At 54.2% G+C, this 20,425-nt stretch carries 15 protein-coding genes and 5 pseudogenes; 7 read left to right on the forward strand and 13 right to left on the reverse strand.

The window, feature by feature from the left end:
- Positions 1–120 precede the first annotated feature (120 nt).
- The 9 genes and pseudogenes from JZM30_RS01740 to JZM30_RS01785 form a co-directional block, all read right to left on the reverse strand.
- Positions 121–300, reverse strand: a complete 180-nt coding sequence (locus JZM30_RS01740; protein ID WP_252317358.1) for a hypothetical protein — start codon at positions 298–300, stop codon at positions 121–123.
- A gap of 45 nt (positions 301–345) precedes the next feature.
- The gene (locus tag JZM30_RS01745) at positions 346–1,770 is read right to left on the reverse strand and encodes an Ig-like domain-containing protein (protein ID WP_252317359.1); all 1,425 of its coding nucleotides are present in this window, start codon (positions 1,768–1,770) and stop codon (positions 346–348) included.
- The gene (locus tag JZM30_RS01750; RefSeq protein WP_252317360.1) at positions 1,760–3,700 is read right to left on the reverse strand and encodes an Ig-like domain-containing protein; all 1,941 of its coding nucleotides are present in this window, start codon (positions 3,698–3,700) and stop codon (positions 1,760–1,762) included. Before JZM30_RS01750 ends, JZM30_RS01745 begins: the two co-directional genes overlap by 11 nt.
- A complete protein-coding gene (locus JZM30_RS01755) occupies positions 3,672–4,712 on the reverse strand; it encodes an Ig-like domain-containing protein (RefSeq protein ID WP_252317361.1) in 1,041 nt (346 codons plus the stop codon). The genes JZM30_RS01750 and JZM30_RS01755 overlap by 29 nt, the downstream gene beginning before the upstream one ends.
- A 282-nt stretch (positions 4,713–4,994) precedes the next feature.
- A complete protein-coding gene (locus tag JZM30_RS01765) occupies positions 4,995–6,155 on the reverse strand; it encodes an Ig-like domain-containing protein (RefSeq protein ID WP_252317363.1) in 1,161 nt (386 codons plus the stop codon).
- 93 nt (positions 6,156–6,248) lie between these two features.
- Positions 6,249–6,680: an Ig-like domain-containing protein gene (locus tag JZM30_RS01770; protein WP_252317364.1), complete on the reverse strand. Its 432-nt coding sequence runs from the start codon at positions 6,678–6,680 to the stop codon at positions 6,249–6,251.
- Positions 6,681–7,369: pseudogene (locus tag JZM30_RS01775) on the reverse strand (Ig-like domain-containing protein); the annotation flags it as partial. It abuts the gene before it with no gap.
- 39 nt (positions 7,370–7,408) lie between these two features.
- Complete coding sequence (locus JZM30_RS01780) at positions 7,409–9,808, reverse strand: Ig-like domain-containing protein (RefSeq protein ID WP_291829917.1); 2,400 nt, start codon at positions 9,806–9,808, stop codon at positions 7,409–7,411.
- Positions 9,809–10,655: 847 nt separating this feature from the next.
- The gene (locus JZM30_RS01785) at positions 10,656–10,907 is read right to left on the reverse strand and encodes a hypothetical protein (RefSeq protein WP_252317367.1); all 252 of its coding nucleotides are present in this window, start codon (positions 10,905–10,907) and stop codon (positions 10,656–10,658) included.
- A gap of 110 nt (positions 10,908–11,017) precedes the next feature.
- On the opposite strand from JZM30_RS01785, the gene JZM30_RS01790 reads away from it, so the two are divergent.
- The 6 genes and pseudogenes from JZM30_RS01790 to JZM30_RS01815 all read left to right on the forward strand — a co-directional run bounded on the left by JZM30_RS01790 (position 11,018) and on the right by JZM30_RS01815 (position 16,556).
- Positions 11,018–11,215, forward strand: a complete 198-nt coding sequence (locus JZM30_RS01790) for a hypothetical protein (protein ID WP_252317368.1) — start codon at positions 11,018–11,020, stop codon at positions 11,213–11,215.
- 150 nt (positions 11,216–11,365) lie between these two features.
- Positions 11,366–11,776: a uroporphyrinogen decarboxylase/cobalamine-independent methonine synthase family protein gene (locus JZM30_RS01795; protein ID WP_252317369.1), complete on the forward strand. Its 411-nt coding sequence runs from the start codon at positions 11,366–11,368 to the stop codon at positions 11,774–11,776.
- Between the two features lie 352 nt (positions 11,777–12,128).
- Positions 12,129–13,143 (forward strand): annotated as a pseudogene (locus JZM30_RS01800) (type II asparaginase).
- Positions 13,144–13,440: 297 nt separating this feature from the next.
- A complete protein-coding gene (gene aroL, locus JZM30_RS01805; RefSeq protein ID WP_252317370.1) occupies positions 13,441–13,965 on the forward strand; it encodes a shikimate kinase AroL in 525 nt (174 codons plus the stop codon).
- A 55-nt stretch (positions 13,966–14,020) separates the two neighbouring features.
- Positions 14,021–14,305, forward strand: a pseudogene (gene ppnP / locus JZM30_RS01810) (pyrimidine/purine nucleoside phosphorylase).
- A gap of 460 nt (positions 14,306–14,765) precedes the next feature.
- Positions 14,766–16,556, forward strand: a pseudogene (locus JZM30_RS01815) (methyl-accepting chemotaxis protein).
- Between the two features lie 202 nt (positions 16,557–16,758).
- Here the strand turns inward: JZM30_RS01815 and mdtI are convergent.
- The 4 genes from mdtI to rdgC all read right to left on the reverse strand — a co-directional run bounded on the left by mdtI (position 16,759) and on the right by rdgC (position 19,338).
- Positions 16,759–17,088 (reverse strand): multidrug/spermidine efflux SMR transporter subunit MdtI, encoded by a 330-nt coding sequence (gene mdtI / locus JZM30_RS01820; RefSeq protein ID WP_252317371.1) that lies wholly within the window; start codon positions 17,086–17,088, stop codon positions 16,759–16,761.
- Complete coding sequence (gene mdtJ, locus JZM30_RS01825) at positions 17,075–17,443, reverse strand: multidrug/spermidine efflux SMR transporter subunit MdtJ (protein ID WP_252317372.1); 369 nt, start codon at positions 17,441–17,443, stop codon at positions 17,075–17,077. The genes mdtI and mdtJ overlap by 14 nt, the downstream gene beginning before the upstream one ends.
- Before the next feature lie 485 nt (positions 17,444–17,928).
- Positions 17,929–18,402, reverse strand: a complete 474-nt coding sequence (locus JZM30_RS01830) for an NUDIX hydrolase (RefSeq protein WP_252317373.1) — start codon at positions 18,400–18,402, stop codon at positions 17,929–17,931.
- Between the two features lie 24 nt (positions 18,403–18,426).
- Positions 18,427–19,338 (reverse strand): recombination-associated protein RdgC, encoded by a 912-nt coding sequence (gene rdgC / locus JZM30_RS01835; protein ID WP_252317374.1) that lies wholly within the window; start codon positions 19,336–19,338, stop codon positions 18,427–18,429.
- Between the two features lie 189 nt (positions 19,339–19,527).
- Here rdgC and mak point away from each other — a divergent pair.
- Positions 19,528–20,418: pseudogene (mak, locus tag JZM30_RS01840) on the forward strand (fructokinase).
- The last annotated feature ends 7 nt before the right edge of the window (positions 20,419–20,425 follow it).

The following is a 20,425-nucleotide window of genomic DNA, read 5'->3' on the forward strand; positions in this document are numbered from 1 at the left end:
GAGATCGGAGGGTTGTAAGGTCAGACTGAAGGCACCGGCGGCATCGACCGTGGTTTGGGGTTTTACTGCCCAGCGTCACGGAAACCTGCGATCCGACCGCGGCGTTGGTGACCACCCCACTCAACGTTTGTGCGACCAAGGCTTCTGCCGCATTGAGGAAGCCATCGCCACCAAAAAGGGGTTAAGCGTAACCACGGGCAGGGAGAAGCCCAGCGTTAAGCCACCACCGAGTGAAACGCTGTTGCCAACGCTGTCGCTGGCGCTTACGGTCACATTGCCGTTGCCCAGATTTTGCAGCAATGCTAATGCATCGGTGCCGACGCTGGCACTCCACTTACCGTCAGCTCAGACCGTTGCGGTCAACGTTCTTACGCCAGCCAAATCAATCGTCAGCTGCGTGCAGGACACCAGATTCAGCGCGGTGCCGCTGATCGTCTGAGCGTTTACCAGATCGCCGAGATTGAGCAGTCCGTCACCGAATATCGGATCGAGCGTCAGGCTGGGCGGGTTATTGATGATGGCCGGTACGTTGGCGGTTTTGCTGACCACGTTGCCGCCGTAATCGGTAACACTGACGCCGAGCGCCAGCGTACCGTCCTGCAAGGCTTTCAAATCCAGCGTAGGGATAGAGAGGCTCCATGCGCCGCCAGCACCCACGGTAGTGGTATAGGTTTTGGTGTCCAGTGTAACGGCGACATTAAAGGCACCTTTGGTGAGATCGATATTGCCTACTACGCCGCTGATGATTTGGTTGGTGGCAGCTTCAAGCGCGTTCAGACCATTATTACCAAAGGCAAGAACCGAATCGATGGTTGGCACAGAACGTAATACATCGATGTCGATCAGTTGATTCTTGCTGTTGCCATTGATGTCCACAATGTCAACGTTCACCTGCAACAATCCGTCAGAAAGGCCGGAGAGCAGAGAGGAAGGGAATGACACACTCCAGGCTCCGCCAGCGCCGACGGTGGCCTCCAGCGTGGTACCTGCGATGGTGACACTGACTTTAGCGCCGAGAGAACTGCCGGTAGCGTGGCCGCTGATGACCTGCGTTAGCAGCGATTCGGCATAGTTGAGGATGCCGTTGTTGCCGAAAATATCGTCAACGCCTGCGCCCATCGTCTGGTTGAGCGCCACGTTCAAGGTCACGGCGGTACTTCTGCTGTTACCGGCGGCGTCAGTAATGGTCAGGCCGATAACTTGCGGGCCGTCGGTCAGGCTGGTGAGATCCAGGTTCGTGAAAGGGATTTGCCAGTTGCCATTGTTATCAACCACTACGTTGCCCGTCAGCGTTACCGTAGCCCCTTTCTCCACTTTGCCACTCAGAACCTGTCCCAGCAGCGCTTCGGCCATCGTGAGGATATTGTTGCCCGCAAAGGCATCAATGGTCAGCAGCAGGATTTCCGTATCGACCGTGATAACGAGCGGTGTTGCGTCGGTGGTGTTTCCCGCCGCGTCTTTCAGCGTGGCGGTGATAGGATGTTGTCCTTGGCTGAGCATATTAAGATCGGCGGTGGGAACGCTAACCGACCAGATACCACCCGTGCCGCTGCCATTGTCTAGTACCTGCGCCTGATAGGTTTTTCCGTTTAGCGTCACAGAGACAAAGCGCCCGACCTCTGCAAAAGAGGCGGTACCGTTGATGGTTTGCGCCGCTGCCAACTCGCTGTTGTTGAGCTTGTTATCGCCGGCGAAGGTGTCGATGGTGACAGACGGCGGAGTGACATCCATCTGAACGGTGGTGCTGGTGTCAATAGTGTCACTGTTCACCTGGGTTGACGCCGTGATGCACGACACCGGAAACGGTGATGGGCGCTTGTGATTCAGCGACGTTGATGATGTTGTCATCGGCAGTGGCATTGATCACCAGCGTTGGATCTGGTGGCAGGACAATATTTACCGGGACATCTAGCGTTTCATTAACGACGTTACCTGCTTTATCTTGCGCTTGGATGGCGATTTCTGTTGGATTGGTAAACTGCTGCAATTCCGAGGCCGGAATTAACACCGACCAACTCCCTCCGACACCAATATTGGTGTAGTAGTCGTGACCATTCACAGTGACGGTCACCTTTTGCCCGACTTCCAGTTTGGTTGAGGTACCGCTCAAGGTCTGTGCAGTGCGACTTTCGACATAGTTCAGCCCATCACCACCAACAAAAGCATCGAAAGCAATCGTCGGGAGCGTTCTTGCTATATGCACCTGACTATCGACGCTGGCGCTGTTGCCTGCGGCATCGATGGCGGTGACCGTCAGGGGTTGCGTGCCATCGCTTAACCCGCTCAACTGAGTCGCGTCAAGCGACCATTGGCCGTTAGTTATCGTGGCTTTAATCGGTGGATTACTTCCAATGGTTACCATGACGATCGTGGCATCACCTGCATTACCGCTCAGTGCAGCAATTTCTGTTGCATTCAGGTAACCGTCACCAAACGGGGTGTCCAGCGTAACCGCGGGCGCATGAAAGTCGTTTTCAAAGGTCACCGTATCGCTGGCGGTGTTGCCCGCTGCGTCGGTAGCCGTCACTATCAACTTGTGGTTATCACCTTCGGCTAACGAACTCAACGCATTGGCTGGCAAGGGGACGCTCCAGGTGTTGCCCGTGACCACGGCCTGATAAATCACGCCGTTAAGGTCAATTTCGACACTGATGTTTTGCGCACTGCCGGTGCTATTGGTGGTACCAGTTATGGTAATGGTATCGCGGGCTTCTGCGATGTTGAGGATGTTATCGTCGCCAAATAACGGCTCGGTGATCTTGGGGGTGGGCAGCGTCAATGCTGCCGTAACATTAACGGTGGCGCTGCTGGGGTTGCCTGCCTTGTCGGTGACGGTCACCAGCAACGTATGCCCACCTTCGGTAAATGCCGCCAATTGTGTAGCCGTTAGTGGCAGCGACCAGCCGCCCAAACCGTCTACTTGCACGCCAGCAAATACCTGTTGGTTTGCGGTTCCTGCATCCAGCGTTACCGTCACGGTTTGTCCACTGCCGCTGATCCCGGGTTTACCGCTCAGCGTCTGCGGTTTCGTTGACTCATCCAGATTGAGGTAGCCATCGCCGAAAGGCAGCACTGCCGTGGCGCTTGGCAAGGCATGGAATAGTGCCTCTGCGCTACCCGTGGTGGTGCTGTTACCCACGCTATCCGTTACCGTGACAATCACGTTAACCGTGCCATCCGACAATGTTGACAGAACGGTGCTGCCGCTCAGCACCTGATCCACGCCAGCCTCTGTGGCATTGAGTTTGCCGTCAATAAACGGGGTATTCAATGTCACGTTGAACGTGGTGTGCGTGACGACATCCAGTGTACCGCTGGCGCTGGCCGGGTTTCCGGCGCTGTCTGCGGCGCTGATGCTGACCTGTACGCTGCCATCATTTAATCCAGACAGGGCATTAGGCGGAATGGTTGCGCTCCACAGCCCGCCCGCCGAGGTGGTGCCGGTGGCGGTGTAGCTGCCAATGGTGATGGTGAGCTGCGTGCCCGCAGGCAGGTTAGTGTAGCTGCCGCTGAGGGTTCCACCGGCTTGCAGTTCGGTCAGATTGAGCTGGTTGTCGGTAAACAGGGGGTTCACGGTCAGCGTGGCGGTGCCGTCCCCCAACGCCAGAAGATTGCTGGCAGAAAGCGTGGTCTGCCACACCCCGTTGCTGTTAGTGACGGCAGTGTAGACGCTATTGCCCACGGTAAGGGTAACGTGCAACCCCGCCTCCATTATTGCCGCTGATGGGTACCCCCGCCAATGCGGTAGCCAGACCGATATCGCCGGGCGTGACCAGGGCATCAATTTCCAGCAGCGGCGGCGTGGTGTCAACGGTGATGCTGTGGCTATTGCTGGCCGGGTTTTGTGCAATATCAGTCACGTTGGCGGTAATGGATTGCTGGCCCTGCGGCAGAGCCTGAACATCGTTGGCGGGTACTGTGGTGCTCCAGGTGCCGTCGCTGCCGACCGTGGCCAGATAGGTTTTGCCGTTTAGCGATACGCTAACGCTGCGCCCCGGTGTGACATGGGTGGTTGAACCGCTGATGGTCATTGGACCGCCTGCGTCCTGCGCGTTAACCACATCGTCACCGGAAACGGTTGAGATAGCGATAGTGGGCAGATCCGCCGGTTGTGCGATCACATTCAGCGTATGGCTATTGGTGGCAGGGTTACCGCCCTTGTCGCTGACGGTGAGCTTGCCATCCGGCAGTTCGCTAACGTCCAACGCGGGGACTTGAACACTCCAACTGCCGTTTGCCTGTACCGTGGCGCTGTAGGGTTTACCGTTAAACGCCACGGTGACCGTACGGCTCGCTTCCGCTGTGGATGCACTGCCGGTGAGGGTTTGTGCCGTCAGTACCTCGCTTTGGTTGAGGATATTATCTGTGGCGAGATGGCCCAGTGTTAACGTTGGCGGGGTGCGATCGACCGTCACGGTCTGCGTCAGGGTACTTTGGTTGCCTGCGGCATTTTTAACGACAATCGATACGGGGGCGCTGCCGTCGGGCAGCGTCTGCAACGCTGAAGGGGGGAGCGTCACTCCCCAGCTTCCCGTTGGCGTTACTGTTGCGGCATGTTCTGTTCCGCCAAGCGTTACGGTCACCGTTTGCCCTGGCGTGGTAAGCCCGGTAGCACCGCTGAGGGTTTGTGCACTGCCTGCCTCTGCCGCATTCAGCACACCGTCACCAAATACCGGGTCAAGCGTGGCGTTGGGCAGCGTGTGGATAAACACGCCGATCGCGTGGCTGCCGCTGAGCGTATTGCCAGCACTGTCCACGGTGCTGAAGGTAATGGTGGTCGTGCCGTCAGCCAGCTGTTGCAGGTCGGCGGCAGGAAGTTGGACGCTCCATTTCCCGTCTGCCGTGGTGGTGCCCGTATAGGTTTTGCCGTGTAGGTGAGGATGACAGACGTGCCCGTTGCCACATTCTGGCTGGAGCCAGTGACGGTGATATTTTGTGCGACTTCGCTCAGGTTGAGCTTGTCATCGTCGGTGACCGGATCGATGGCGATGCCGCTACGCGGTATTCACGTCGAAGGTGTGCGTTGTCTCGGAGGGGTTGCCGCTCTTGTCCTGTGTGCTAACCTCCAGCGTGTGCTGCCCTTGTGCCAACTGTGCCAGATCTGTCGCAGGCACGTTGACCTGCCAGTGCCCCTGGTTGTCTACCGTGGTGAGGTAGGTTTTGCCATTCAGGATGACGGTGACCGTTTGCCCTGCTTCTAGATTGAGGCTGGAACCACTCAGGATTTGCGCTGCCTTGATTTCAGAGCCGTCGATGATGTTATTTCCGGTAACCGCATTAACGGTAAGCACGGGGAGGTTGGCGATGTTAGCGTCCAACGTGACCTGTCCGCTGGCGGTGGTGCTGTTGCCCGCCGTGTCGGAGACGGTGGCGCTGTAGGTATAGGTACCATCACCCATCGCTCGCAGATCGGCGCTTTGTACCGTCACGTTCCAGCTTCCATCGGCCTGAACGGTAGCAGAATATTGCTTGCCGTTGAATGTCACCAGTACGCTACGCCCGGCTTCTGTCAGTGAGGCATTGCCGGAGATCACCTGGTCGCTCTGGTTTTCTGCATGATTGATGATCCCGTCGAGGGTGATCGGTTTTAGCGTCAGGGTGGGGGGCACCAGATCCACGGTGACGGTGCTGGAGACTTCGCTGCTGTTGCCTGCGACATCGGTTGCCGTCACGCGCAGCGGCTGGGGCCCGGCAGAGAGCACTTGAAGGTCGGCGGCGGGAAGGTCTGCGCGCCAGTTACCTTGTGCATCGACGGTAGCCTGATAAGTTTTGCCATTCAGGGTGATCACCACGCCCTGCCCGCTACCGCTCACGCCGGTTTTGCCGATCACTGTCTGGCTGGTTGCGGCTTCGGCGGAGTTGAGCACGTTATCGCCAAAGGGTGCCTCTATAGAAGGTTGGGGCAGGTTGTTGATATGTAAATCCAGATTACGCTGAGCCGTGACCGGATCGTCATTCTGGTTGGCGACGCTGGCGTGGATCACTGCGGTGCCATCCTGAAGTTGCAACAGATCGGCACTTGGAATAGAAAGGCTCCAACTGCCATCCGCCGATGTGGTGGCCGTGTAGGTTTTTCCGTTCAACGTTACGGTAACCGTTTGACCAATGGTCACGTTCACGGTTGCGCCACTGACGGTTAGCGGTTGCGCTGCCATATGGTCGGCGGGTACGCTGACCCACCATTTGCCCTCACCGTTGACGGTGGCGTAATAGATCTTGGTGTGTAACTGGATAGTGACCGTTTGCCCCTATTCCACATTTGTGGTGGAGCCGCTCAAAATCTGGCTGACCTTCGTGTCCGCTGCGCTGATGGTGTTGTCTTCCGACACAAAGGCATTCACGGTGACGGTCGGCCGCATGGCGCTGTTGGCATCAAGCGTGATGGTTTTCGTCACCTGGGTGACGTTACCGGTAGCATCGGTCAGGCTGGCAACCAGAGAGTAAACTCCGTTGGGCAGTGATGCCAGCGCATGGGAGGGCAAGTCAACGCTCCAGTTGCCGTCATTGCCCACCTTGCCGGTGTAGAACTGTCCCCCCAAAGCAACGGTGACGGTTCTTCCTGCTTCGCTGACGGAGGCGGTGCCGTTAAGCGTTTGTGTGCTTTGCGCTTCCTGGATATTGATGATGTCGTCGGTGGCAATGGTGCCTAAGGTCAGCGTCGGGGGCGTGATATCAACCAAGCTGCTAAAGCTGCCCGTTCCGTGATTGCCAGCGATATCCGTCGCGGTAACCTGAAGGGGCGTATTGCCTTCAGGTAGCTGTTGCAGATCGGCGGCGGGGAGGGTGACATGCCAGTTGCCGTTGGTATCCACCGTGGCGTTGTAGGCTTTTCCCCCAGCGTTACTACCACAGTTTGTCCGTTACCGCTGATACCTGTTTTACCGCTCACGGTTTGATCGCTGTGCGTTTCATTGAGATTTAGCGAACCGTTACCAAAAGGGGTGTTGATGGTTGGGGCGGGCACTGCATGGATATGCACGCCCACATTATGCTGATCGCTAGCAATTTGGCCCAGAGAATCGCTGACTGTCGCGGTTACCGTGGCATTGCCATCACTGAGTGCCTGAAGATCCGCACTGGGAATTTGAAGTGTCCACGCGCCACCGACCTGAACCTGCGTGGTGTAACTCTTGCCGTTCAGTGTGATATTAACGGTTTGCCCCGCGGGCACATTAGCCGTGTTGCCGCTGATGGCCAGTGGCTGCGCGGCTTCAGCCTTATTGATCAGGTCGTCGCTGGCAATGATGTTAATGGCAATGGCATTACCCGCAGCATCCACCTCAATGGCTTTGTTGGCGCTGGCGCTGTAACCGGATTGATTGCTGACGCTCGCCGTAATGTTCAACGGGCCGCTTGGCAATAGCGCCATGTCTGCACTCGGAACAGTAACGTGCCAGGTGCCGCCACTTTACACCACCGCAAAATAGGTTTTGCCGTGCAACGTCAGTGTAACGGTGCGGCCTGCTTCAACGTGAGTCGTAGCGCCGCTGATCTGGTGGCTGACCTTGCTTTCTGCGCCATTGACAACGTCATCACCGGCGAAGGGATTAATGGTTATCGTCGGCAGGGAGGCAGCGCCGTTATCGACGGCAAAGGTATGGGTCAGGGTGCTGGTGTTTCCAGCCTTGTCGCTCAGGGTGGCCGTCAGCGTGTGGGTGCCATTGGCCAGAATACTCAGGTCGCCAGTGGGCAGGGTGATTTGCCAGTTACCGCTGGAATCGACAAGGGCGGTGTAATTTTTGCCGTTCAGCGTTACGGTGACGGTACGCCCGGTTTCACTGACAGAGGCCGTACCGTTAATGACTTGATTTACGCTCAACTCGCTGTTGTTGAGGATGTCATCCTGCCCCACCGGGGATAGTGTCAACGTGGGCGGGGTGGTATCCACTGGCACGGGTTTGCTCAGTACATTTTTATTGCCTGCGGCGTCGCTCACCTCTACCGTCACGGTGGTGTTGCTGCCGGAGGGTAAATTTTGCAAGCCGCTGCTGGGGATCTGCACCTGCCAGTTGCCGCTGTTATCCACGGTGCCCGTATAGGCCTGGCCACCGATGCTGACGGTAACGCTCTGGCCCGGCCCGGTCACGCCGGTGGTGCCTTTCAGCGTTTGATCCTGAACGGCTTCCGTACCGTTAAGCACGCCATCGTTAAACGGTAGTTCCAGCGTCGCGACTGGCAGCGTGTTGACCACAACGGTGATGGGATGGGTTGTGGTAATCGTGTTACCGCTTAGGCCTGCCACGCTGGCACTGGCGTCATAGCTGCTATCGGTGCTAAATACCAAATCGCTACTGGGGACGCTGAAACTCCAACTGCCGTTGCTGGTGGTGAGCGTGGTGTAAACATGCCAATTGAAGGTAATAGTGACGGTTTGGCCTTCCGCCACATTCGCTGTGGTACCGGAGATTAACAACGGTTGCGCCGCTTCAACGGCGTTCAACCGATCGTCCCCGGAGATGGTGTTGATGTTAATGGCTTCCACTGCTCTATTCACGGTGATGGTCTGAGCGGGCAGCGTAGTGGTATTGCCCGCTTTGTCCGTGATAGAAGCCACCAAGGGATAGGTGCCGTCAGTGAGCGCTTGTAAATCCGTGGCGGACAGCGGAATGCTCCAGGATCCGTCGCTATTGACGGTGCCGTTGTAGGTTTTGCCGTTCAAGGTGACGGTGACACTCTGTCCAGCTTCGTTGGGCGAGGTGATACCCGACAGGGTTTGCGTGCTCTTTAATTCATCGGCGGTCAGGAAATCATCGCCGGTGAGCTTTTGTACCGTGAGGGTCGGCGGTGTGGTATCGACAATCAGGTCGCGGGTGATGCTGGTGCTGTTACCCGCTTTGTCCACCGTCACGATGGTCACCGTGTTTGCGCCCTCGCTCAGCGCTTGCAAATCCGCGCTGGAAAGCGGTAACTGCCATTTCCCTTCGTTATCGACCGTGGTGGTATAGGTTTTACCGTTAAGCGTCACCGTAACCGTTAGCCCCGCTTCGCCACGTCCGCTCAGCGTTTGGCCCTGTGCTTGTTCCGCCGCGTTGAGGTAGTTGTCCCCTGTGAGCATATTTTCTGTCAGGAACGGCGGTAATGTATCTATTCCCAGCGCTACGGTTTGTTGATGTGTGCTGCCCTGAGCATCTGTTACGCTGACCTGAATCGGGTAGGTGCCATCTTCCAGTCCGGCAAATACGCTGGCTGGTAAGGTGATGGTCCAGGTGCCATCCTGTGCGACCAGCGTGGTATAAGTCAGACCGTTAAAAACAATCGTTACCACCGTTCCAGGGGTGACATCTCTGGCGCTGCCGCTCAGCACCTGCGATTGGCTGAACTCCTCGCGGTTGAGGATATTGTCATTGCTCAGCGGATTAACGGTGAGAGAAGAAGGCGGCGGCGTAGACGGTCTGTCGTCATCGTCGCTGTTGGAGGCAACTGCGGCAATTACGCCGCCACCCAGCGCCACGGCGCCGAGAATGCCACCGATGGCTGCGGCCGAGAGCCCACTGGTGCTAGCGCTGTGTAACAGCAGTGAGGATATATCGGTGAGAATATCATATTGCGGAACAAGGGTGACGGTTTCTCCCGCGCTGAGCGCTGCCGCATCGCCGGGGGCGCTGGAGAAATGGATATGCGTTAGACGAGTGCCATCATCAAACACCAGTTCGCTATTATAGCCCTCGGCATCAATCAAGAAGAAGCGTTGATAGCGCACAACCGTGCCATCTTGCATGTGCAAGATGAGATCGTCGCCTTGGCGTTCGTAGCGCGCGGTCTGGTGAACCTGGGATTCTAACCGTGCTGCTGCGCTGCAATACGATATCCGTTACGTCGGGTGAAACGTGCTGAACGACATTTCCACTGCCGCGGTGATCCGTGATACCGATATACCCTTGGACAACGTTGCTTTCTGCCATGATTCACCTTCTTCTCGCTCGTCACTGAGGTCTGAACGGGTATAGGGGGATATATGGCCCGTTCAATGCGGGGCTCCAGGAAAAGGGGAGCGCTAAAGCATTACCTGGTGGAGAAAAGATGAAACAAAAGCACGCCAACAGCGTGCACGCGTCAGACGATTACGTGCGAGAAAATGCGCTCATCGCTTATTTTTTTGAGTGTTTTTTTGTTATGTATTGCTGATGTTTTTTGTTTGTCTGAGTAATAAGTATAGGAGTGCTTTTTGTAAAGATCCACACGATTGGACATGTTTCGACATGAAAGTGTAAGTTTTTTCTTAAGATAATGCGGAGTGTCGTTGGTAACCTGTTTCCATCTGTTATATATTTTTTAATTAATTCATGTTGTTATTTATACATTATCGATATCGGCTCTCTGCTGGGGTGATGCTGTGGTGATGTATATATAATGAATGTTAATGTTTATTTATTGTTGGTTTTTTGTTTTCATTTTGTGTTCTTCAAGAAAGCTGCCTAACATTGTAACTATCTGCATTTGCCTTCCTGTTTCGTCTTGGATTCTGAACCACCCCCCTTGATTGCTGGAATTTGATGCAATATGCATTTTTTTGCATGAAAAGTGAAGTTTGCATTTGCTGCTCTGTGTGGAGCATGGTAGGAATGATGCCGTTTTTGTGCCGCCAACTTTGCACACGCCAAGGTCGCTGCAACAGACGTTTGGAAGAAACGTTATTCAAATAACAGGATCCGTTATCATGCGTCGTACAATACAAAAATACCCGCCGTTTCATGCTGATCATGTCGGGAGCCTGCTTCGCCCTGCCTGCCTGAAGCGCGCGCTCGGCGTTCGTGGCGGGCAAGCTGACGCGCCCGCAACTGACACAACTGGAAGACGATGAAGTCAGACGCGTTGTGGAGCAGCAAAAGGCCTGTGGTATTCATGTGATTACCGATGGTGTGCTGCGCCGAACCGGCGGGCATTACGATTTTTTTGCCCATCTGCATGGTATTGTCGGTCCGGTGGGGGAGCAGGATTATTGTATGACGCGGCAAGAGATGGCGGCTTGTCGCCTTCAGGTTGTGAGGCCGGTCTCTTTTAACCCCAAGCCCCCTTTTTGGCGCATTATCGTTTTCTGCATCAGGCGGTGGGTGACGATCCTCAGGCTGTCGCCAAGCAGACGCTGTCAAGCACCTGCATGTTGATGTATCGCTCTTTTCGTCGAAATGGTGTCTATCAGGAGTTGGATGCCTACTGCGATGATTTAGCGCAGGTATATGTTCAAGCGCTGCACGCTTTTTACGCCCAGGGCTGACGCTACCTGCAACTGGATGATACGTTCTGGCGCCTGTTTGGCGATGTCGCAACGATCCGCACCGAACTGGATGATGGCACCGATCCTTATCAGCTCATTGAGCACTGCGTTTCTTTGCTTAACCGTATCATGCAGGATAAGCCAAAGGATATGTATATCAGCCTGCATGTGTGCAGTGGCGATCTGGATACCAAAATTCTGCATCGTAATCCCTTTGCCGATGTTATTGCCAAAGCGCTGGGCCGCTTGAACGTGAATAGCCTTTTTCTGGAGTATGCGGATGCGCATTTCAGTGGATTGGAAACGTTGCGCGCTATCGGCGCACAAACCGTGGTGCTCGGTGTTATCACGTCTGAAACCGGAGAACTGGAGGATGCGCGCAGCATCAAGCGTCGAATTAATGACGCCTCGCTCTACTTATCGCTAAACCAATTTGCATTGAGTACGATGTGCGGGTTTGCCTCAGCCGAGAGCGCCGCATGGCTGACGGAGGAGCAGCAATGGAACAAACTGCGCCACGTGGTCGATCTTGCCCATGAGATCTGGGTGATGTCGGAGTAGCGCGTTTACTCCCACCGCTATCTGCGGGTGTATCACGGCAGATTCCCCCTCTCTTTCCCTGAGGCGCAACCTATAACGTGCGCCTTGCATTTTTACTTCTTTTTGCATTTTTTCATTGGGTTATTGCCAATTTGCGATCCCGCAAACGATACCGCTGCTTACACTCGGGCAAGATGAGCTGCTTCGGAATCATTGAGAGGTAAATAGCAACATAGGAAACGTTTATACGCGATAAATCCGTTTAATTTGTAGGGAAATGCTGCTGTGGTAGGCAGTAGTGGCATTTTATTGTTCATGCACTGAAGAGTGGATAACTGTGATGAAAAGGATAGTGAGATCGCTGTTAGTGGTGATGGTGGTATGTTTTTCCGCGTTAGCGGGTGCGGCGGAAAAATTACCCCACATCGTGATCCTGGCAACCGGCGGTACCATTGCCGGTTCCGCTGCGGCAAACACGCAAACGACCGGATACAAGGCCGGCGCATTGGGGGTTGATACCCTGATTAACGCCGTTCCTGAGTTAAAAACCTTGGCAACCATCAGCGGTGAGCAGGTGGCGAACATTGGCAGCGAGAACATGACCAGTGACGTGTTGCTGACGCTGAGCCATCGCGTCAATGCGTTGTTGGCGCGCGACGATGTCAATGGCGTAGTCATTACGCACGGTACGGATACCCTGGATGAATCACCGTATTTTCTGTAACTGACGGTGAAAAGTGACAAGCCGGTGGTGTTCGTAGCAGCGATGCGTCCTGCCATCGCCATCAGCGCAGATGGTCCGATGAACCTGTACGGTGCCGTTAAAGTGGCGGCGGATAAAAATGCGCGCAGTCGTGGGGTGATGGTGGTGTTGGACGATCTCATCGGCTCAGCGCGTTTTATCAGTAAAACCAATGCGTCCGCTGGATACCTTCAAGGCGCCCGAAGAGGGGTATTTAGGCACGATCGTCGGCGATCGCGTCTACTTCAATAATCGTTTGGACAAAATCCACACCACGCGCTCTGTGTTTGACATCGCCGATGTTAAAACGCTGCCTAGCGTTGATATTATCTATGGTTATCAAGACGACCCCGAGTATATGTATGATGCGGCCATCACTCACGGCGTGCAAGGTATCGTCTACGCCGGAATGGGCGCTGGCAGCGTTTCCAAACGCAGCGACGCTGGCATCCGTAAGGCGCTCAATAAGGGGATCGTAGTGGTACGCTCTACGCGTATCGGCAGTGGTGTTGTCCCGCCCGATGCCAGCCAGCCTGGTCTGGTTTCGGATTCGCTCAACCCGGCAAAATCGCGCATTCTGCTGATGTTGGCCTTGAGCAAAACGCATAATGCCGATGTGATTCAGGAATATTTCCATACCTACTGATGCCTGAGTCGCATGTGGGAAACATACCGCGCTATCGTTCCTGATGGGCGCACAGCGGGCTGCCACCATTGGGGGGGGCAGCCTTTCCTGCTCTTCCCTTCGTTATCTATTTCATTAAATCGTGCATTTACCCCGAAATAACAGACAACGTGGCGGTGATGCACGGTAAATCAGGATAGATATGCGGATTAGTCTTCAGAGGCTTTCTTGTTGTCATGCTTTATCGGTATGATGCCACCTGATATCGATTAATGCGTCCCGGAAACTGCCGGGAAAGTGAGAAGGGTAGGTCATTACATGTCACAGCCCATTTTTATGGTTGGGGCCAGAGGATGCGGTAAAACCACGGTCGGCAATGCGTTGGCGCGTGCGTTAGGTTACCAGTTTGCCGATACCGATCTGTTTATGCAGCAAACCAGCAAAATGAGTGTGGCAGAGGTGGTTGCCAATGAAGGGTGGCACGGTTTTCGCCAGCGAGAAAGCGTCGCCCTGCAACAAGTGACACAGTCGCGCTGTGTCATTGCCACTGGCGGAGGTATGGTGCTTTCACCGCAAAACCGTCAGTTTATGCGCTCGCAGGGGATCGTCATCTATCTGTTTGCCTCTGCGACGCTATTGGGCGATTGTCTGGAAGCCTGCCCTGAAGCGCATCAACGCCCCACCTTAACGGGACGTCCAATTGTTGACGAGATGGCTGACGTGCTGGCGGCGCGTGAGACGCTGTACTGCGATGTGGCACACCATGTGGTCGCTGCCTCTGCAATACCGGATGTTATCGTGACTGATATTCTGCAAATGTTACGTGTTTCTGCCGCCTCATAAGCGGTTTTCGTCTGTTATTTCTTTCTTCTCGTTTCTGACCACAGGTGCTGTACTTATGTTGAATGTTAATGAATATTTTTCTGGAAAAGTGAAATCTATCGGTTTTGATAGTGACTCCATCGGCCGTGCCAGCGTGGGCGTAATGGGAGCGGGAGAGTACACCTTTGGTACTGGGCAGCCGGAAGAGATGACCGTGGTGAGCGGTGCGTTGACGGTAAAACTGCCGGGCAGCGATGAATGACAAGTGTTTGGACCCGGTGCCGTATTTTCTGTGCCGGGCAACAGTGAGTTCTACCTGCAAGTGGCTGAACCGACCTCTTATCTGTGCAAATACCTCTGATTTATTGCCCCTGTATGCAGGGGCAACCTCACCTAGCCAACGGTATCAAAGCACCTTCATCTTGAAAAAACGTCCATAGTCAGGTTTTTATTCGGTCGCAGTGTCGTGCACCCTCGGCGTCGAAGAAACGCTTGTGGTGACCTATTGAAATTATCACCCTGTGCGCCAGGCCACTCATTGGCTGGGTAAACAGCGAATAACTCGCTCAATATTCATATCTTTTTCTTATATCTATTAATAAGCACACTATCCCGGTGATATCATTTTATTTGATGAAATAAAATGATTTTTTATGCCAATCTGGTAATGAACCATGAAGTGCATGTCTTAATGAGTGAAAAATATCATACTAAGTTCTATTTTCCTGTTATACATCTTCTTTAGCGCCACGATACGCGCTCAAGTTTGATTTTATTCTGCTGTTATAGAATATATGGCTATCTTCCACTAAGAGTGATTTATGCTGAAAACAACGCGAGCGCGCATATTGGCGGTGTGTGCGTCTATTGTGGTTTTTTCCCTCGCCGTAAATACCTACCTGAATTACACCATTGCTAATAATGCGAATGAGTCTTCCATCGAAGATACGCTGGATTCGGTAACCAGTAGTCACAGTCTGGCCATTAGTGACTGGGTGGCGTCAAAAATTCAGATGATCTACTCCATGAACGACTGGGTATTGACCCATGAGGATCCGATTCCGCTGTTTAAACAGATGGTGTCGGCGGGGAAATTCTTGAACGTATATATGGGGTACGCTTATGGCACGGCAAAATTTGCCGATCCGGGCGGTATTCCGGCGGATTACAACCCGACAGTACGCCCATGGTACAAGCAGGCCGTGCAGGTAGGTAAACCGGTTGCCACCACCCCGTATATTGATATGGTGGCCAACAAGCAGATGGTGTCTTTTGTCTCTCCGGTGGTTACGGGTTCCAGCGTCAAAGGCGTATTGGGCAGTGACGTAACGATGGAAAATGTGATTGCCAACGTGCGATCCATCGACCCGACACCGGCCAGTTTTGGCGTGCTGATAGACAAAACCGGTGTGATCATTGCGCACCGGGATGAAAGTCTGACGCTGAAAAATATCACGGATATTGCACTGGGCGTTGTACTCAGCGACTTACTGACCGCCCAGCATCCGGTGAACGTGGAGATGGGCGGCGCGGAGCGTATGGTGCGGGCGGCCCCGATTGCGGGCACCGACTGGTACATTCTGGTGGCGCTCGACCTGGCAGAAGCCAAGGCGGGCATGCGTTAACTGCTGACTACGTCGGTGATCACGATGGTGATTATTTCATTACTCGGCTCGCTGGTTGTTGGCGTCATCATTACCAAAACCCTTAAACGCCTGCTGCAAGTGCGCGATGCGATGGATGATATCAGCAACGGTAACAACGATTTAAGCCAGCGTTTGCCCGATGAAGGCCATGATGAAGTGGCGCAGATTGCCCGCTCATTCAACGTCTTTATCGACAAACTCAGCATGGTGATGATTCAGATTCGTGATATCAGTACCTCGGTGAAAGTGGCCGTGGATGAAATTTCGTTAGGCAACAACGATCTTTCTGCGCGCACGGAGTCAGCGGCGGCGAGTATTCAACAAACTGCCGCTTCGCTGGAACAAATCTCGGCGGCGGTCACTGAGTCAGCCAGTTCAGCACAGCATGTGAACGGTCAGGCGCGCATCCTGTCTGAAGATGCCAGAATTGGCGGTAAAGTGGTCTCGGACGTGATTGTGACCATGGAAGATATCGTCGCCGCGTCCGGCAAGATCGGCGATATTATCGGTGTGATTGATGGCATTGCTTTCCAAACCAATATTCTGGCGTTGAATGCGTCGGTAGAAGCGGCAAGAGCGGGTGAGCAGGGACGTGGTTTTGCCGTGGTTGCTTCTGAAGTGCGCGCGCTGGCGCAACGCAGTGCGCAGGCAGCCAAAGAGATCAAAACCATGATTGAAGCGACCGTGGTTGGCGTGACCTCTGGCTCTACGCAGGTGCGTCAGGCCAGCAACACCATGCAGGAGATTGTCGGCGGCGTTTCTACCGTAACCACCGTAATGTCGGAAATTACCCACGCGGCGAATGAGCAGATGCGTGGCATTCAGGAGATCAACAAGGCGATGGCGCAGTTGGATTCCATGGTGCAGCAAAACGCGGCGCTGGTGCAGGAATCGACAGCGGCTACCGAAGCCCTGTTGGCGCAAACGGAAGAGCTGCACTCCACGGTCTGGCACTTCAAGGTGTAATGCCTGGAGATAAGAACATGAAGAGCGCCGCAAGGCGCTCTGACTGATGACCAACCCAGTTTACCCCCTCGTCATCCTCGGCGAAAGACGGGGATCTCTGTGAGACGAAACGCGTTTACTGACCAGAGATTCCGGCCTTCGCGGGAATGACGGAGGTGGGTGGGAATGACTGTTTGAGGTCGATGTGTCAGACGCTCTATTTTTACGCTAGTTTAATCAGCACCATTCCCAGTATCAGCAGCCCCAATCCAATCCAGCCGCTTTTGTTGAGTCGCTGGCCGAACAATATCCACCCGGCTGCCATGGTAGCTGCAATATCAAATCCTCCCCACAGCGCGTAAGCGACAGTGAGATCGATACCCTTTACATCTTGCCCCAGAGCACTAAATGTGGCCAATACGCTTATCAGTGATAACATCCCAAGCCACACGTTGCGAAAGCCGTCCGACAGTTTAAGGAAAATGTTGGCGGCAATCTCCAATACAATTGCCAGGCCCAGGAACGCCGCATGCTGCCATTCAAACGGTAACATGATGGTTTCCTCGCGTTGTATTGGCCGCAGGGGCTTTACGTACGCCCGATTTCACCAGCAGGATACCCACCAACAATATTGCCAGCCCGATGACTTTTAACACTGAAAGGGATTCATCAAACAGCATGACGCTAAACAACGTGATAAAGATAATACCGATACCTTCCCACAATGCATAAGCCACGCCCATTGCAACGCGCTTTATGGCGATCGATAGCAAAAGGTAGGAGAGTGCAATCATGCCATACATCACCATATGTCTCAGCGGGTTACCGCTGAGGCTGGCGTATTTCATACTCAGCGTGCCGATAATTTCTGCCGCAATCGCGCAGGCTAAAAAGATCCAGTAAATCATTATGTTTCTCCCTGAGAGGGTGACTCGTAGCATCTGGGTAATGCCCGGCGATGTCCCCCGTGAAAACAGGGCACAGCGATACCGCAGAGATCGACTCCCAGATGCGATAAAGAGGAGGCTCAGCAGACAAACGCGCAAGAGTGCGTTGCCATCGCTGAATTCAGAGAGAAACCTAAAGTTCGCTACACCAGTGGTGCTCACTGGCAAGAATGGCTGAAAGGAATAGCATGTAGATGGAAGTAATGATGGTTTTGTTTTGTATTTTCTTCATGATGATTCTGTATTACCCGCCGCAAATAATGCGATTTGTCCACATTCCTCGAAATTAAAAGAATATTATGCTGGTGTATTTGTAGCATGCCTTATAGGGGAAAGCAAACCTACACTCGGCTTGAGTGTGTGCCATTAGGTGTTGGTGCAGACAGACTCTGCACCGTAGTTGGTGGCCAAACAGGCTGTGCCACTGAGGCTTACTGGAATAAGGGCTAAGCGTCCAACGGCATCCGTAACAAGGGATGTGGCTGCTGTTCAGCAAAGTAACGATGAATGTGATTCAGGATGTCGCGCTGGCCGGGGAAGGGCAACATCTGGGCCGCTTCCTCAAAGGTAGCCCAATGGAATTCGATGTGCTCGGCATTAAGCACAATGTCAGCGTCGGCAGCGACATAAGCCACGAACACCGGTACCAGCGTCAGGCCATTGTTATCAGCTTCGTAAAACTGCTCGCAGCGATCCGCTGAGTAGAGATCGGCTAACTGCAATCCCGTCTCTTCTTTCGCTTCACGTCGCGCCGTTTGCCACGCGCTCTCACCGGCTTCAATACCACCAGCTATTTGGCACCACTGCCCTGGCTGGGTGTGGCCGTTGCGGCGCAGCAGCAGGACTTGATATCCAGCCTGCGCCGGGCGCAGTACATAAAGCGCTATGGAAAAGCAGCGGACCGGAATCTCATGTCGCATAACGCACTCTCTTCCCTGTTTTGTTTAGCGCTGCGCTTCGCCGCCCAACGCCTCAACCAGATTGATCGTTAGCGCGGAAAGCTCGCTGGTCATCAGAATAAAATCGGCATCAAAGCGTTGAGCCACATCGTCCCTGTCGATATCGTCGTTCTGCTCACGCAGCGTATCGGCAAACTTCAGCCGTTTCAGCGTTCCATCTTCTGCCAGTATCAGTTGGATGCGTTCCTGCCAGTCGAGGGCAAGTTTGGTTACTACTTTACCTTTTTCGATATGCACGGCTATTTCATCACTTACCAGATCTTGCTTCTTACAGCGGATCACACCGCCGTCTTCCAAAATCGCTTTCAATTCGGCTTCGTCTTGCAGGGTGAAACCGGCTGGCACATCGCCAGAGCGCACCCATTCGGTCAGGGTAAGTTCAATAGGGTTTTCCAGCGCCAAGGGCACCACGAGCAGTGAGCCAAAGGTTTTGCGCAACAGCGCCAGCGTATCTTCGGCTTTCTTAGCGCTGGCAGCATCAACCATAATCAACTGATTAACGGTATCAATCCATAGCCACACCTGGCTGAAACGGCTGAAGGCGCGCGGCAGCAGCGTATGCAGCACTTCATCCTTCAGGGTGTCTTTTTCGGTTTTTTTCAGTTTGCGGTGTTGTTCGGCTTCTAGTTTGTCGATTTTGGCCTGGAGCGCCTGCTTAATCACCGGAGACGGCAACATCTTTTCTTCTTTGCGTGCGCAGAGCAGCAGTTGGCCGTTAACGCTGTGGGTCAGTGCATCGCTGTGTGCGCCCATCGGGGATACCCAACCGGTGCGAGAGAGATCCTGGCTCCCGCAGGGGGTAAAGGCGAACTCACTTAACTGTTTTTCTAACGCATCAGTAGAAAGGGTGATATCGCGGTTCAGGCGATAAATAATAACATTTTTAAACCACAACATGGTGTTATCCCTGGCGGTGCGTGCGCGGCACGCGGATGAAAAGGGGAGGGACGCATCATAGCGGATTTGGCGTGCAAGTGCAGCGCGTAATGGTGGTTACGTATACACTGGAATAAAGTTACCTTGTGCCATGTTATTGAAAACTGTGATATTCACTCATGAATTATGGGAATTTTCTGAGGGGGCGCTGTGCGTATTGGAATTGATTTGGGTGGAACCAAAACGGAGGTCATCGCACTGGGGGATCGCGGCGAAACGCTGTACCGCCATCGTCTGCCGACGCCCCGCGATGACTATCAGGGAACATTGAACACCATTGCTACGCTGGTTAACGAAGCCGAAAAGGCAACTGGCATGACCGGGAGCGTCGGCGTGGGGATTCCAGGCACCCTGTCACCGCTGTCCCACCACGTAAAAAACGCCAATTCGGTGTGGTTGAACGATCAGCCGTTGGATAACGATCTCTCCGCACTGTTGCAGCGTCCGGTGCGCCTCGCCAATGACGCCAACTGTCTGGCGGTGTCTGAAGCGGTGGGCGGTGCCGGACTTGATGTAGTGTTTGCCATTATTATCGGTACCGGCTGTGGCGCGGGCATTGCGCTCAACGGACGAGCTCATGCAGGACGCAACGGAATCGCTGGCGAATGGGGGCATAACCCATTGCCTTGGCAGAATGAGCAAGAACGCCAGTTTGCGCAGACTGTGCCTTGCTATTGTGGTCAAAGCGGATGCATTGAAACCTTATTTCCGGCACCGGTTTCGCTGCCGACTATCGCCATGTCACGAGCCATGCCTGTAACGGGGAAACCATTGTTTCATTGGCGCGTCAGGGAGATAGCGCCGCAGAACAAGCACTGCAACGCTATGAGCAACGTCTGGCCAAATCCATTGCACACGTGATCAATTTAGTGGATCCGGACGTCGTGGTGTTGGGGGGGCGGGATGAGCAATGTCCCGCGTTTTTATCAGACTCTGCCCGCGCTGATTACCCCTTGGATCTTTGGTCAGGAGTGCACCACACCGATTCGTCAGGCCACCCACGGTGATTCCAGCGGTGTACGCGGTGCAGCCGCAGCATAACGCGCCT

This window comes from Candidatus Symbiopectobacterium endolongispinus (assembly GCF_018777385.1).
Classification (GTDB): domain Bacteria; phylum Pseudomonadota; class Gammaproteobacteria; order Enterobacterales; family Enterobacteriaceae; genus Symbiopectobacterium; species Symbiopectobacterium endolongispinus.